Source organism: Peribacillus sp. NPDC097264 (assembly GCF_050277925.1).
GTDB lineage: Bacteria > Bacillota > Bacilli > Bacillales > DSM-1321 > Peribacillus.
Genome location: NZ_JBNNSR010000001.1, coordinates 371,264 through 386,210 on the forward strand (window position 1 = coordinate 371,264; position 14,947 = coordinate 386,210).

At 45.6% G+C, this 14,947-nt stretch carries 9 protein-coding genes; 2 read left to right on the forward strand and 7 right to left on the reverse strand.

Going from position 1 to position 14,947, the window contains the following annotated elements:
• The first annotated feature begins 15 nt into the window (after positions 1–15).
• Entirely contained in the window at positions 16–1,638 is a 1,623-nt protein-coding gene (locus tag ACQKL0_RS01770) for a hypothetical protein (RefSeq protein WP_427685906.1), read from the forward strand.
• Positions 1,631–4,603: a DEAD/DEAH box helicase gene (locus tag ACQKL0_RS01775; RefSeq protein ID WP_427685908.1), complete on the forward strand. Its 2,973-nt coding sequence runs from the start codon at positions 1,631–1,633 to the stop codon at positions 4,601–4,603. The genes ACQKL0_RS01770 and ACQKL0_RS01775 overlap by 8 nt, the downstream gene beginning before the upstream one ends.
• A 35-nt stretch (positions 4,604–4,638) precedes the next feature.
• Here ACQKL0_RS01775 and ACQKL0_RS01780 read toward each other — a convergent pair whose 3' ends face one another.
• The 7 genes from ACQKL0_RS01780 to ACQKL0_RS01810 all read right to left on the reverse strand — a co-directional run bounded on the left by ACQKL0_RS01780 (position 4,639) and on the right by ACQKL0_RS01810 (position 14,873).
• Positions 4,639–5,061: a hypothetical protein gene (locus ACQKL0_RS01780; protein ID WP_402954813.1), complete on the reverse strand. Its 423-nt coding sequence runs from the start codon at positions 5,059–5,061 to the stop codon at positions 4,639–4,641.
• Between the two features lie 199 nt (positions 5,062–5,260).
• The gene (locus ACQKL0_RS01785) at positions 5,261–9,001 is read right to left on the reverse strand and encodes a S8 family serine peptidase (RefSeq protein WP_427685910.1); all 3,741 of its coding nucleotides are present in this window, start codon (positions 8,999–9,001) and stop codon (positions 5,261–5,263) included.
• A gap of 221 nt (positions 9,002–9,222) precedes the next feature.
• On the reverse strand, positions 9,223–10,125 hold the full coding sequence (locus ACQKL0_RS01790) for an ABC transporter permease (protein ID WP_402870427.1): 903 nt from the start codon (positions 10,123–10,125) through the stop codon (positions 9,223–9,225).
• Between the two features lie 12 nt (positions 10,126–10,137).
• Positions 10,138–11,142 carry an ABC transporter permease gene (locus ACQKL0_RS01795; RefSeq protein WP_427686050.1) on the reverse strand — a complete coding sequence of 335 codons (1,005 nt, stop codon included), beginning with the start codon at positions 11,140–11,142 and terminating at the stop codon, positions 10,138–10,140.
• A 116-nt stretch (positions 11,143–11,258) separates the two neighbouring features.
• Positions 11,259–12,878 carry an ABC transporter substrate-binding protein gene (locus tag ACQKL0_RS01800; RefSeq protein ID WP_427685912.1) on the reverse strand — a complete coding sequence of 540 codons (1,620 nt, stop codon included), beginning with the start codon at positions 12,876–12,878 and terminating at the stop codon, positions 11,259–11,261.
• Positions 12,879–12,919: 41 nt separating this feature from the next.
• Positions 12,920–13,888 (reverse strand): ABC transporter ATP-binding protein, encoded by a 969-nt coding sequence (locus ACQKL0_RS01805; RefSeq protein WP_402954822.1) that lies wholly within the window; start codon positions 13,886–13,888, stop codon positions 12,920–12,922.
• Positions 13,869–14,873, reverse strand: a complete 1,005-nt coding sequence (locus ACQKL0_RS01810; RefSeq protein ID WP_427685914.1) for an ABC transporter ATP-binding protein — start codon at positions 14,871–14,873, stop codon at positions 13,869–13,871. Before ACQKL0_RS01810 ends, ACQKL0_RS01805 begins: the two co-directional genes overlap by 20 nt.
• Positions 14,874–14,947 lie beyond the last annotated feature (74 nt).

Below are 14,947 nucleotides of genomic sequence, written 5' to 3' on the forward strand. Positions count from 1 at the left end.
AAAAAGGAGGAGAGTATGGAGCGGGAGTTGTTGTTTGTTGGGGATCGGCTGGCGGAGTTGTTGGAGCCCGGTGATCCGGATGATTTGGCTGTTGTGAATGAGGGTCTTCAGTTATATCGCCAGGGGCTCGTTGATCTGAAAGAGGAAGCGGAAGACTTGATTACCGCGGAGGTGCAGGATGGCACGCGCTATAAGGCAAGGCTGAATTTACTTTTCCCTCAGGATGGAAGCTGCACCTGCGATTCCAGGTTTATTTGCCGACACCAAATGGCCGTATTCTTCTCCGGATATTCCGAGCACGCCAGTGTGTCCGATTGGGTTAGCGAATGGAACGCGCCAAAATCCACACCTACCCAGGCTTTGCAGCAGGTAAAGCGGGCAAGTGAAATATTTAAACATACAAAGGAGAAATCCATCATTTTAGAAAAAAGCTATCCATCATGGAAGCAATTCGTGCACGATACCTTCACTGAGCAAGTGGAGCCTTATATAGAGGAACCGCCTTACATGATTGAGAATCATATACAGACTTTCTTTAAACGTCTCAGCTCCAAAACCCCGATGGAACGGGAATGGAAGCTGCTTTATCATTTTGTGACCCATTTTTGTACATTGCAGCTGACTATGAGAATGATCCAGCTACATAAAAGCAACACCCAAGCGGTCCGTGTCTTTTATGCGCTCGCCGCCGATTTGGCCGAAGAGCTTCATGAAACGGTGCAGCCACTTAGCAGACAGGCCCGTCCCTTTGCTTTTGACCCCTTCGTCTTTAGCATTAAGGAAGATGTAGCGAAGCTACTGGATGGCAGCGAAGGGCTGGAGTATGAAAAAATCGACCTCTACCGGGAAATCTGGAGCTACCTGTTCACCACATCTTCGTGGCGTAAAGAGGAGCTAAACCGAGTTCAGGAGGAACTGCCCAAGCAATATGCAGGCACGACGGAGCGCATTTCCTATACCCTGGCTACGATTCACCTATCTCTGATGGAGAATCAGGACCGACAAGCGATCGAGCTTCTCCACGAATTGAAGAAGGAAGCCTGTCCGTATATTTTTTATTGGCTGGAGTTCCTTTCCGATTCAGAGGACCGTACCCGGGCCATTCCTTTCATTGAATTCATCAACGCCCATGTTCAGGAATTCTTGATTGACCTATCCGATTATTATCAGCGGGTCGATTTTGTCCGGACCTTCACGACCCTGATCACAAGCTGTTGCTTTAAGTTGAAGCGGAATGACTTGCTTGAGAAATTCTTTCGGGCTACCCTTCCCCATAGCTATTGGAACTATGCGAACTTTCTTTTTGAACAGGGCCAATATAAAAAATGGGTGGAGATGCATATCTACTCCGAAATCAGCATTGACTTAATAAGCACTGAATCCATCAAGGAAGTCGTCTCAAAGGATCCGGAAGTGATGCTTCCCCTCTATTATCATGCGGTACAGGAAAAAGTGTCCTTGAAAAACAGGCCAGCCTATAAACAGGCAGTCCGTTATTTGAAAAAGATGCGTACCATCTATAAAAAGATGAAAAAGGAAGAGGTATTCGAACGGTATATGCAATATGTAGTCGATTCGACGAAACGACTGCGCGCTTTTCAAGAAGAATTAAAAAGGGGAAAGCTAATCGATGTTTAATACAGGAAAATTAAAAATCAAAATAGCGGCTCTCGAAAATGGATCCTACGTCCTTGGTGTCGTCAATGAAGAGAATAGCTTCCTCAATACAAGTTACATTCGAAGACTGCTGTTCAACTGGGATGACGCCAGTTTTTATGGCACAAAAATGACGACAGATACAATAAACGAAAACCCTGTTTTCATTCTTGATGCCTGGGGACTGCTGAACTTTTTCGCGAAGGAAAGCTTTAACTCCTTTATAGAATGGGAATGGTCCGAGCTCTCATCCTTATGCCTATCCGCAGCCCCCGTACTTCATGAATCGATTGAAGCGGGGATTCCTGTGCCCGATTTCACGAATTTACAGTTGGACTCCATCGGTTGGAAACTGCCGGAAGAGGTCGAAGAAGAATTCCTTCCTTCCTTTTGGGAAGAGGAGATTCCTTTGGACCTCCCTTCACCTGAAGTGGAAACCAATCGGACCTTTATCGAGAAATGGTATAATGGCGCCGCTAATATGTATTTGAAGACCTACTCGCCGATGCACAATAAATGGAGCGAAGCAGTTGGGGCCTTAAAGGATTCAAGGCTTTCTCCGGAAGAGTTGCAGGCCTTTTTCGATCAGGACAGCTGGCAGGAATGGCTTGGCGTTAACTCGGATCCTAAACCCTTCACCATTGGCCTACGCTTAACCGAACCACCTGAAGGAAATGGCCCATGGAAGCTAGCCGTCACGCTTCGCTCTAAAAAAGATGAAAGCATCATCGAAACGTATACTGGCAAGAAATTGCCGCGTGGCTGGAATAAGTACGCAAGTGAAGTCGTACGGGCGACGAAACGCTGGCAGCTTGTCGTCCCATGGATCGGGGAAAAGGGCCGGTTAAAAAGCGAGCTTTCCGAAATCGATGCCTGGGAGTTTTTGACCGATGCAAGCGAAAAGCTGCTATTTCTCGGTGTCGAAATCCTCCTTCCATCCTGGTGGGTCGCTTTGAAGGAATCCTCCCTCAAAGTGAAGGCAAAAGTGAAGAGCCAATCGAATCGCGGCCCTTCCTACGTTGGGCTGAAAGCATTGATGGACTTCGACTGGAGATTCTCCCTGAACGGTAAGGAGCTCACTGAGTCCGAGTTCGCGGAGCTCGTCGATGAGAAGCGCAGGCTTGTCTATATCCGTGGCCAATGGGTCAAGCTCGACCCCGCTTTCATCAAGCAAATCCAGAGTCTGATGGAAACTGCCAATGAAAAAGGCATCCAACTGACCGATTTGCTGCAACAGGAGCTTTTAAATAGTGAAGGGGAAGAAATCGAGGATGACCCTGAAAACGGCGAAATGCTCCGAATTCAATTCGAATTGAATCAGGAGCTTAGAAAAATGGTCGGACGACTGCGGGAAACCAAGAACATTTCGATCATGCCAGTCCCTGGGACACTGCAAGGTGATTTACGTCCCTATCAAAAACTGGGCATGAGCTGGCTTCTGTTCTTAAGGGAATATGGTTTTGGCGCGTGTCTCGCCGACGATATGGGACTTGGGAAAACTGTCCAGATGATTGCCTACCTCCTTTATGTCAAGAATGCCGAAGCGACTGACAAGGAGCTACCTACCCATGAGGAAAAGGTGCAAACGAGCGAACCCATCATTGTCGATGAGGAAAGTGAAACGGAAAGCGCCGATGAGGTCGAAGTAATCACCAACCCGCCTGATCATGTTCCTGTTCAGGCCGCGTTGATTGTCTGCCCTACATCGGTACTCGGCAACTGGCAGAAGGAACTGGAAAAATTCGCTCCATCACTCAAGGTTCACCTTCATTACGGTTCGAGTCGGTCCAAGGGTGATGCGTTCATTAAAAAAGCTGCTACCCACGACATCATCCTGACTTCGTATGGCCTGACCCACCAAGATGTGGAGGAATTGTCCTCCATCCATTGGAGCAGCGTCATCCTTGATGAAGCACAGAATATCAAAAACGCCCAAACGAAGCAATCCAGGGCGGTCCGCAAGCTTGATGGACGTCATCATATTGCCTTAACGGGTACACCGATGGAAAACCGCTTAAGCGAGTTATGGGCCATCTTTGATTTCATTAACAAAGGCTACCTGGGAACGCTTGGTCAATTCCAGGAAAAATACGTGACCACCATCGAGCGGGAAGAACAAAAAGATAAAATCAAAGAGCTGCAACGCTTAATTCAGCCCTTCCTGCTTCGTCGGACAAAACGGGATAAAGAGGTCGCATTGAACCTGCCTGATAAGCAGGAACAAAAAGAATTCGTGCCGCTCACCACCGAGCAGGCTTCATTATATGAACAGCTAATCAAGGATACCTTTGCAGACATCGAGCAGTTGTCCACCTTTGAACGCAAAGGGATCATTCTGCAGATGCTGAATAAACTGAAACAGCTCTGCAATCACCCTGCCCTTTATCTAAAGGAAACTGAAAAGGAAAACATCATGATGGCAGCTAGCCGATCCGGGAAGCTTGAGAAGCTAACGGAAATCGTGGATGCTGTCCGCGAGCAGGAGGAAAGCTGCCTCATTTTCACCCAATACATCGGTATGGGGAACATGATGAAAAAACTGCTCGAAAAACGCTATGGCTTTGAAGTTCCCTTCCTGAACGGAAGTGCGAACAAGAAACAGCGTGATGATATGATCACCCGCTTCCAAAATGGCGATTTCCCAATCTTCATCCTTTCGTTGAAGGCTGGGGGCACAGGCCTGAATTTAACGGCGGCAAACCATGTCATTCACTATGATCGCTGGTGGAATCCTGCGGTTGAAAATCAAGCCACTGACCGTGCCTACCGCATCGGGCAACAGCGGTTCGTTCACGTTCATAAATTGATATGTACCGGGACGCTTGAAGAAAAGATCGATCAGATGCTCGACAAAAAACAGGCGCTGAACGATGAAATCATCAGTAGTGATAACTGGATCACAGAACTTTCCACTGATGAAATCAAGGACCTCGTCTCTCTTCACTAAGTTTTGCTAGTTAGACCACTCAATAGCTTTCCTGATTAATCGGGTTTCAAGCTATGGGTGGTTTTTCTTTTTGTGTTCCAATCTTTCGGATTGACTATAAAAAAAGATTGGTAATTTCCATGACTGATCATGATATGCTCCAATGCTGTTGTAAGCGCTTCACCTTTATTGGGCAAATATCTCTCTGAGCGTTCTTCAATGATGACCTTTTCTCTATGGGGATCATATGTGATCGAAGTCTTAGCCATATCCTTTTCAAAAAGCGAAAGGGTTACATCCGGAATAAGCGGATATTCTTGATAAGACGAATCGTGCCGGGGTTCCTTTTCAAATGGAGAATTAGCAAGTTGAAGTGCATCAAAGAAACTCGTTTTTGCTAGTGACCTATCATAATTTTCATATTTAACTGTAACACCACGACCATATTCCTTCGTAGTCAGACCTTTTTTAAAATTCATCGATTTCCTCCTCTTGTTTAGTTCCATATACCTATTTCGGTATCATCATTTTATTTTCCTTCTCTATTTCAAAAAAAGAATGCTTCTCATGGATTACGTTATAAGCAACGTAATAATCCATAAAACGTGTGAAAGGGTGTATACGCAGCCTAAACATAAGAAAAGCAGCCCCCTCTGTAAAAAGGGAACTGCCATTCTATTATCGTTTCGCTTTATAGATGTAGGTCGTTTTCTTCGTCTCATTTCCGGCAATATCCGTGACCTTCCATTCGAATGTATTGTTGCCCACTTCAAGTGGCAACTCAACATCCTCTATCGTTTCTTTAAAAGAACGCATTTTGTACGGTTCCTTAAATTCATGATAGAATACTTCACTTCCGTTCAAGTAAAGGCGGATTTCATCGAAGTTGTCCTCGACGGTCACATCCACTTTCGGGTTCGGTTTTTTGGCCCCTACCATCAGGGGTGCTCCTTTGACCTTCAAGCTTGGTTTCTTTGTGTCCACCATGAACATCCGTTTGAAGGAAATTGTATTACCGACTATGTCCGTTGCTTTAACCACGAAGCTTTGGACGCCGTCATTGTATTTCTTTTTATACGAGAATTCGTATTGTTTCTTCTCTTCATTATATTTCACTGGGACATTTTTATCGTCGATCTTGAATTCATTGATGCCAGATGCTTCTTTAATGTACCCCGTAATCGTCACATTCTTCGTATTGGTCACGCTCATCACTTCAGGACTCGTGATAAAGACGGATGGGGCCGCTTTATCTTTTTCTACCGGCTCCGTATCCTGAGTCAAGTCCGCTTCAGCTGTCTTTTCATTACCTGCGAAGTCAATGGCAACAACCTGTACTTTCTCACCCTTCACATCCGGCAAAGTATATTCCTTTGTATCCGCAGCTAGCGGTTCCGTTATGATTGATTTCCCGTCTATCTGCACATCGTAATACGCCAAGCCTGATCCATTGGCATTATCCGATCCTTCAATGGCGACCACCTTGCCACTTTTTGAAATCTTGACCATAGGCGCCACTGTATCGACTTTGACAGGGATCTTATACGTCTGCCATTTAGCTCCCTCGTAATCGATCACTGCTTTGACTTCATAGATATATTCGCCGTCTGCAACGAGCTTATTATTGATTTTGCCATCCCATTTACGGGCGGGGTCTAACGTATAGGCCGTCCCGCTTCCGCCGTCATAATAGTCCTTCCGCACCTGATTCTCCGTAAGGATTGTCCGGACCGATTTTTTCGAGTCATCCATGATATTAAATTCTACTTTTTTCGCATTTCTCAAGAATGATAGAATCGGGATAAAATCATCCTGCGCTCCATCGCCATTCGGGGAGATCGCGATATATTTCCGGTCAAATATCTTTCCAACCGGCTCATAACCCAGGTAGGTAAAGTCTTCACCTGCAGTTGATACCGCCCCAGCCATGCCGTAGTATGATTCCTCATCATATTTCGTCCCGTCCAAGATAGGTGCCTTGTCCCATTCTCCTTTGAACCCTACATATGGAACGTTCAGTTCTGGATTATTGTCTGCCGGGTCTTTCAGTGTCACGAACCCTTCAACAAAGTACCCATTTGGAAAGACCTTATCGATTGCGACTGGCGTTTGGAGGTCGTCCCCAAGCACCTTAGCCTTGGATAGGTCCACCTTCACTTCAATGTTGACCGATTTCTTTGCAGGTATAGTGATTTCTTCTTGTTCACGGTTATTGATTTTTATCGTAGCATCCTGAATTTCCTGTGCTTCTAATTGATTGGCTGCATAACCAAGCTGTCCCTGAATCGAATAGTCTGTTTGGATATTCCCCAATACATCATATTTGACCGCTTCGTCACTTATATTTTCAACCTTCAAAGTAAAAGCGAACGTATTTCCAACTTCTTTCAATGCAACCTTCGCAACATTCGTAAATGCCTCGGTCACGACCACCGGCGTAGCCAACGCGGAATTCAATTGCATGATCCCGGCTCCCTGCCTGCGCGGCGAGTAGGGAATATCCCATCCAAATGCAGCATTGACCATGCCTTGATCGGTTACAGGTCGAGAGGTATTCATCATTAGGTTTTTGGCCAGATTTGCCCGATCGAAACCTTTTGCATTCAAGTCTTTATCGACTCTTTCCAATACGAGGGCAGAGCCTCCCGCTACGTGAGGAGCCGCCATCGATGTACCGCTCATCATGCCGTATTCATCATTGTTCAATGTCGAATAGATTTGTCCGCCCGGCGCTGTGATTTCCGGTTTGAAATCAAGGTTCGGCGCGACGCCCCATGAAGTAAAAGCACTCATTTTCCCAGCCTCGGGATTAGCTGATTTCACCTTATCCCCCTTGAAAGTGAGCGTCACTTTTTCACCTTCCGATAAGGCGGCTTGCAGCTTCGCACCATCCGATTTAAGCATGAATAGCTGTGGAATCGTTATGCTAGGCTCTGTTGCCATGGATACGTATCCATCGGCATTGTTATAGATGATGACACCTGTTGCTCCTGCATTCTGAGCATTTTGCGCTTTTTCGATAAAAGTGATTCCCCCACGCTCGATAAGGGCAAACTTGCCTTTGACATCCACCTTGGCTAGTTCCTCAGGGGTTCCAAGGCCTGCATCGACTAGTTCGTGCGTCTTTTCCTTTAAAGCGTTAGGATGCACACTGGAAGCCGACATGAACGGTGCTTTCCCTTCCTGCCCGTTCAACTGATAGGTAGCAGCATCTAAATCAAGATAGTTGTTTTCAATCGATGCCACTTGAAGCGAATCATAGGCAAGTCCCGGAGAACCCGCTATGCCGATGTCTGGATTCGTTGCCCATGGATTCGCGAACCCATTTCCGAAGTGGGCAGAGTTTCCTGCGGAAATCGACATCACGATTCCATTTTCCACGGCCCTTGATACGGCCTGTTGCTCAGGATCTTCCTCTGAGACGAAGCCTGCCGTCGAACCAAGACTCATGTTCAAGACATCTGCCCCAAGAATAATGGCATCATCAATGGCCTTGATGTAAATATCCCCCCAGGTCGTCTTCACAGCAGGGTCATTCCCGAACACCTTCAAAGCTAAAAGCTGGGCTTCAGGGGCCACCCCTTTAATGCCGCCATTCTCTTCATCCCCATTAGCCGCTGCGGTCCCGGCAACGTGCATCCCATGCATCGAAGCTCCCTCAGCAAGATCGAGGATTTCTTGATTGTCATCCATATAGTTATATCCGTAAGGGACCTTTTCCGTATAATACTTTCCAAGTAACTGGTTTGCTTGTATCATTTCACTGACTTCCGTTTTCGTCAGTTCCGCCTTTGAAGCATCACTGAGGATCATGTCACGGTGAGATGGGTCAATCCCGGTATCAATGATTCCGACGACCATCCCTTCCCCCGTATAGCCGTACTCCCTCCAAGCTTCCTGGGCTTGGACCAGTTCCTTGCTATATACCATATCCGGTTTTTCAACAGGTCGTTTATATTCATTCGCAATATGTACTTCAGCCACTTCAGGCAAAGCTGCCACTTCTTTGACTTCTCCATATTGTAGCTCTGCACTGAACCCATTCAAGACTGTCGTGAAACTTTCAAATTCCTTTAAAGCTATCTTCTTCTCTTTTACTTTATTTTTCACTTTTTTCTGGCCTGATAGTTTTTTAGACTTTAATTCTTCCCTTTTGCTTTTAGAAAGGTCTTTAAATCGTTTACCTTCCTTAGAGGCATATTCAATGGCCGGGGCTTCCTTCATCTGTACGATAACCCTGACCTTTTCATCGGTTTTGTACTTCTTATCTGTCTCTTCTTTCTTCAACTTCAGGATACTTTCCTGATTTTTCTGTCCCGCATTCTTTCCAATCGAAGGATCAGGAAGATTGGCAGCGGAAACCGTTGCTGTAAATACTAATAGAAAGATTGCTAGAATGGGCAAAATGCGTTTAATCAATGAATGATTCCTCCTATAAAATTAGAATTTTCTATATTTTTCCTTATAGGTATAAAAGTATCACACCCTTTATCATGAATTTAAGAGATAATAGTCACTATTTTCCTAGAAGACTCTAGTATAATATGTTTATTTTTCAATACCTGTCATCATTAAGAGATTATGGAAAATATCAAGGCGCAAAAAAGGCGGTGATTATGAAAATCACCGCCTCTTCCTCTTTAGTTTTTCATTCTTGGATCCAATGCATCACGTAGGCCATCGCCCATCAGGTTGAAGCCAAGTACGGTCAACATGATGGCGATCCCTGGGAATAGAACGGTCCAAGGCGCCTGAATGATGAACTGTCTCGAATCAGCAAGCATTTTTCCCCATTCAGGTGAAGGTGGTTGTGCACCCAGCCCAAGGAATCCAAGCGCTGCACACTCAATGATGGCGGTCGCGATCGCTAAAGTCCCTTGAACGATGATGGGCGCAAGGCTATTCGGCAGGACGTGGTGAATCAAAATCCGACCATCCCCCATACCAATCGCCTTAGCGGCCGTTACATACTCCTCTTCTTTTACAGTCAGAACCCGTGATCGCAAAAGTCTACCGAACGTAGGCACATTGACGATTGCAATCGCGATGAGTGCATTGCGCAGAGATGGTCCCAATACGGCAACAACCGCTATGGCTAGCAGGATGCTCGGAAACGCCAGTACAATGTCAAACAGCCTCGAAATGATCGTGTCGATCCACTTGCCATAATACCCGGCAATGATACCGAGGAAAGATCCGACCACTACAGAACCGGCCACCGATAAAAAGCCGACCCATAGAGATAAGCGAGAGCCATAGATGATTCGGCTCAAGATATCGCGGCCAAACTCATCCGTGCCAAACCAATGCTCTGACGAAGGGGACAAATGTTTATCGCTGAGCTTCTGCCCTTCGTAGGAATAGGGTGCAATAAGCGGGGCGAAAATAGCCAGTATAATGAAAAATAGGACAATGCCGAGGCCAACCAGGGCAACCTTATTTTTCTTGAAGCTTTTCCAACCTTCCTTCCAGGGAGAAATGGCTTTTTCCTCTACCTCTTGAGGGGGAATGATCGGCGGTGTATTCGTAACAATTTCAGCCATGAGATATCCTCCCTATTTATATTTAATCCTAGGATCAATCGCTGCATACAAAAGGTCCACAATCAAGTTAATCATGACGAACAAAAAGGCGATGACGAGAATTCCCGATTGAATAACCGGATAATCCCGGTAAAGGATAGCTTCATAGATATATGTTCCAATACCCGGCCATCCAAAGATGGTTTCCGTTAAAATCGCGCCACCCAATAGTAGACCCGTTTGCAGACCGATAACGGTGACCACTGGAATTAAAGCATTTTTCAGGGAGTGCTTATAAACCACCCAGAACATTTTCATGCCCTTCGCGCGAGCCGTCCGGATGAAATCGGACCTCATGATTTCTAGCATGGATGAGCGTGTCATTCTCGCAATGATCGCCATCGGGATGGTTGCAAGTGCAATTCCCGGTAAGATAAGATGTTTCACCACTTCAATAAATTGATCGAATCTACCGGAAACAAGAGTATCTATTAAATAAAAGCCCGTTATCGCTTCCACAGGGTCTCTTATATTGTCCCGTCCAGTTGTTGGAAGCAAGTCCCACTGAATCGCAATGAGATACTGTTCCATAAGACCAAGCCAGAATATCGGCATCGATACGCCAATTAAGGCGACGATCATGGCCGTATAATCAAACCAGGAATTTTGGAACCATGCCGATATGATTCCGGCATTTACGCCGATGATAACCGCTATGATCATCGCAATCAGGGCCAATTCCATCGTGGCCGTCAAGTAAGGCCAAATTTCCTCTGAAACAGGGGTATTCGTTTTTAGAGAAACCCCTAGATTGCCTGTTAACAGGCCAATTAAGTAATCCCAGAACTGAATGAACCATGGTTGGTCCAAACCAAGCTCCTTTGTCATGGCAGCGACGGCTTCTTTCGTTGCCTGCTGCCCTAATATTACCTGGGCGGGGTTTCCCGGTATCGCCCGAATCATCATGAATACAATAAACGCCATTCCGAGAAGCACCGGAATGAGAGAACCCAAACGTCTTATGGTATAGGAAAACAAAACATTCACCTGCCTTTTTTTACACATGGGCTTTTAATCGCCCTTCATTCTTTACCTCTTTAAACTTCGCATGACAAAACCGGGGAGCATACATTCATACCCCCCGGTCCGTACAATTAATTTTCGATTGACACGTTAATTAGAGACTGAGAACCTGTAGGATGCGGAACGAATCCTTTGATTGTCTTAGTACCAGCTAATTGTGGCAACGAATGTACAAGTGGTACCCAAGGTGCTTCTTCATGTATGATTTCCTGTGCTTTTCCATATAACTCATTACGCTTCGCTTCATCTGCAGTAGATTGAGCTTCAATCAATAATTTATGCACTTCTTCGTTTGCATAGCGAGAGTAGTTGTTTGAACCGATTGTATCTTTATCCAATAATGTATAAAGGAAGTTATCGGCATCTCCATTATCGCCAGTCCAGCCAAGCATGAATGATGGAGCTTCACCGGCTTGTACTTTTTCCAAGTATGCAGCCCACTCATACGTCTTGATATTGGCTTCAATATTGACTTCTTTCAGACTTGCTTGAATGGCTTCAGCGACTTTTTGACCATCAGGCATATATGGACGTGGTACCGGCATGGCCCATAGATCCATTTTGAATCCATCTTCAAGTCCAGCCTTTTTCAAAAGTTCTTTTGCCTTTTCTACATTGTAATCGTAGTCTTCAATTTCATCATTGTATCCAGAAACGGATGGTGGCATCGGGTTCTTCGCAGGCTCAGCCGTTCCTTCAAAGAAGTTATCGATGATTTCCTGTTTGTTGATCAAATGGGAAATGGCTTGACGCACTTCTTTTTTATCAAATGGCGCTTTTTCAACGTTAAATCCAAAGTAGCCAACGTTCATGGATGGACGTTCAAAGATTTGAAGATTTTTGTCCCCTGTCACTTTGCTGATATCACTTGGGTTCAATCCGTCCATTAGGTCGACTTCACCTTTGATTGCTGCATTCAAACGAGCCGAGTTATCTTTGATGACTTTAAACGTGATGCCATCAAGTTTTGGCAATCCTTCTTGCCAATAGTCTTCATTTTTCACGACTTCAATCGTGTCGCCTGGTTTCCATGATTTGAACTTGAAAGGACCCGTTCCAGACGGATTCTTGCCGAAATTGTCTCCATCTTTCTCAACTGCCGTTGGACTTGCAATGGCAAATGGTGACATCGCAACGTTTTTCAAGAATGGTGCTTGTGGGCGTACTAGTGTGAATTCCACTGTGCTATCATCAAGAGCTTTTACTTCTTTAATCACGTGGCCTTCGTCACCTTCAAAGCCACCGAACATGGAAGCATAGTAAGCAAATTTCGCTTCATCCTTACTTGTTGCCCAGCGCTGAAAGTTCTTAACGACCGCTTCCGCGTTGAAATCCGTGCCATCGTGGAACTTAATGCCTGTTTTCAGCTTGAACGTATAAGTTTTCGCATCTTCGGAAACTTCCCATGACTCTGCAAGACCCGGTTCGATTTCCGTATTGTCTTCTCCGTATTTCACAAGTGTTTCATAGATTTGCTGTGTGACGATATAAGACTCGCCATCCGTTACGATAGCAGGATCAAGTGAAACCGCATCTCCGCCTTTACCGTATATTAAAACCCCGCCGCCCTTTGCCTCGCTTGAGCCGCCTTTTTCGTCATCCTTATCTTTCGATGTTGATGATGAACAGCCAGCAAGCGCAAGTGAAATGGCTAAAATACTGGTTAACAATAAAGCTAATGTCTTCTTCATATTCTTCCCCCTATTTTCTATAAATTTATGTATACGTCCTATCAATTATATAAATGACAAGAGACGTAGTGACCTGGTTTGTGTTCCTGTAAAATTGGTTTTACAGTCTTGCATTCTGGCATCGCTTTCGGGCACCTTGTATGGAATGTGCATCCGCTAGGCGGGTTGGATGGACTCGGGACATCGCCTTGCAATATGACCCTATCGCCCTTATACTCTACATCCGGAATCGGAACCGCCGATAGTAAGGCTTGTGTATACGGATGTAGCGGATCTTCATAAAGCCCTTCACTTTCCGTCAATTCAACAATATGTCCTAGATACATCACGCCTACCCGATCCGAGATATGCCTAACGACTCCTAGATCATGGGCAATGAAAAGATAAGTGAGGTCAAAATCCCTCTGCAAATCTTGTAGGAGATTTAACACCTGTGCTTGAATGGAAACATCCAAAGCCGAAACAGGCTCATCCGCGATAATCAGCTTCGGATTGACGGCTAGAGCCCTGGCGATGCCAATACGTTGCCTCTGACCACCACTGAACTGATGTGGGTATCGTTTGGCATGGTAACTGCTTAACCCAACAACCTTAAGTAGCTCCTGCACACGCTTTTTCCGTTCTTTCTTATCTTTGACACCATGGACGATGAGTGGTTCTTCCAATATCTTTTCAACCGTGTGCCTAGGATTGAGCGAGGCGAATGGATCTTGAAAGACCATTTGCATTTCGCGGCGCATCTTCCTCATTTCACGGGTGGATAGTGTCGTCAGGTCCTTACCCTCAAAGTAGACATTACCTTCACTTGGCTCGAGTAATCGAAGCAAAAGTCTGCCCGTCGTCGATTTACCGCATCCGCTTTCACCGACAAGGCCAAGCGTCTCCCCTTTGTTTATGGAGAATGACAAGCCATCGACGGCTTTCACCTCGCCGATCGTTTTACCGAGCACTCCCCCTTTGATTGGGAAATGCTTCTTCAGGTTTTCTACCTTAACTAATGGTTGAGTCATGCAATGGTGCTCCTTTCGCATCTTCGTACAGCCAACAACGCACTTGTTGCCCTCCATCAAACGCCAGAAGAGACGGGGTTTCATTCAGGCATTGCTCCATCGCATGAGAACAGCGAGGGGCAAACTGGCAGCCAAGTTTGCTCGTTCCCGGTTTTGGCACATTTCCAGGAATTGAATAAAGCCGTTCCTTCTTTACGCGCATATCAGGAATCGATTGCAGGAGGCCAATCGTATACGGATGCTTCGGGTTTTGAAAAACCGTTTGCACTTTTCCCTCCTCGACCACCCTTCCGGCATACATGACTATGACACGCTCACACATTTGTGCCACTACACCAAGGTCATGGGTGATCATCATGATTGCTGTATCTGTCTCCTTGTTCAGGTTCTTCATCAATTCTAAAATCTGGGCTTGAATCGTGACATCCAAGGCCGTGGTAGGCTCGTCCGCTATAAGTAGCTTTGGCTCACAAATCATGGCCATGGCAATCATGACACGCTGTCTCATCCCGCCCGAAAGCTGATGAGGGTATTCATCTATCAGTTCTTCGGCTCGTCCAAGCCCAACCAACTTCAACATTTCGACCGCTCTTTGGCGGGCCTGTTTTTTATTCCATTTTCTATGTATCCGAAGTGTCTCCACCAATTGTTCTCCAATTGTGAAGACAGGGTTCAAGCTTGTCATTGGTTCCTGGAAGATCATAGCGATTTCATTTCCCCGAATCTTTCTCATTTTAGCTTCAGATGCGTTGGCAATGTTACTTCCCTTAAACAATATTTCCCCTTCTACCTTACCGGTAGGCGAAGGCACAAGCCCCATGATAGACAAAGAGGTTACGCTTTTCCCACAGCCCGATTCCCCGACAATTCCTAACACCTCACCAGGATTGATATGAAAATCGATGGAGTTCACGACAGGAATCTCTCCATCGTCAGTACGAAAACTCGTTCGTAACCCGTTGACTTCAATAATTGGAATACTCATAATATCACTTCCTTTATATCCATATTTTACATTTTTAATATTATTTGGTTTATTATTACATCAAACTTAACATT

Coding starts and splice junctions, on each gene's coding strand:
- ACQKL0_RS01770 (WP_427685906.1), top strand. CDS start 16: ATGGAGCGGGAGTTGTTGTTTGTTGGGGATCGGCTGGCGGAGTTGTTG.
- ACQKL0_RS01775 (WP_427685908.1), top strand. CDS start 1,631: ATGTTTAATACAGGAAAATTAAAAATCAAAATAGCGGCTCTCGAAAAT.
- ACQKL0_RS01780 (WP_402954813.1), bottom strand. CDS start 5,061: ATGAATTTTAAAAAAGGTCTGACTACGAAGGAATATGGTCGTGGTGTT.
- ACQKL0_RS01790 (WP_402870427.1), bottom strand. CDS start 10,125: ATGGCTGAAATTGTTACGAATACACCGCCGATCATTCCCCCTCAAGAG.
- ACQKL0_RS01800 (WP_427685912.1), bottom strand. CDS start 12,878: ATGAAGAAGACATTAGCTTTATTGTTAACCAGTATTTTAGCCATTTCA.
- ACQKL0_RS01805 (WP_402954822.1), bottom strand. CDS start 13,888: ATGACTCAACCATTAGTTAAGGTAGAAAACCTGAAGAAGCATTTCCCA.
- ACQKL0_RS01810 (WP_427685914.1), bottom strand. CDS start 14,873: ATGAGTATTCCAATTATTGAAGTCAACGGGTTACGAACGAGTTTTCGT.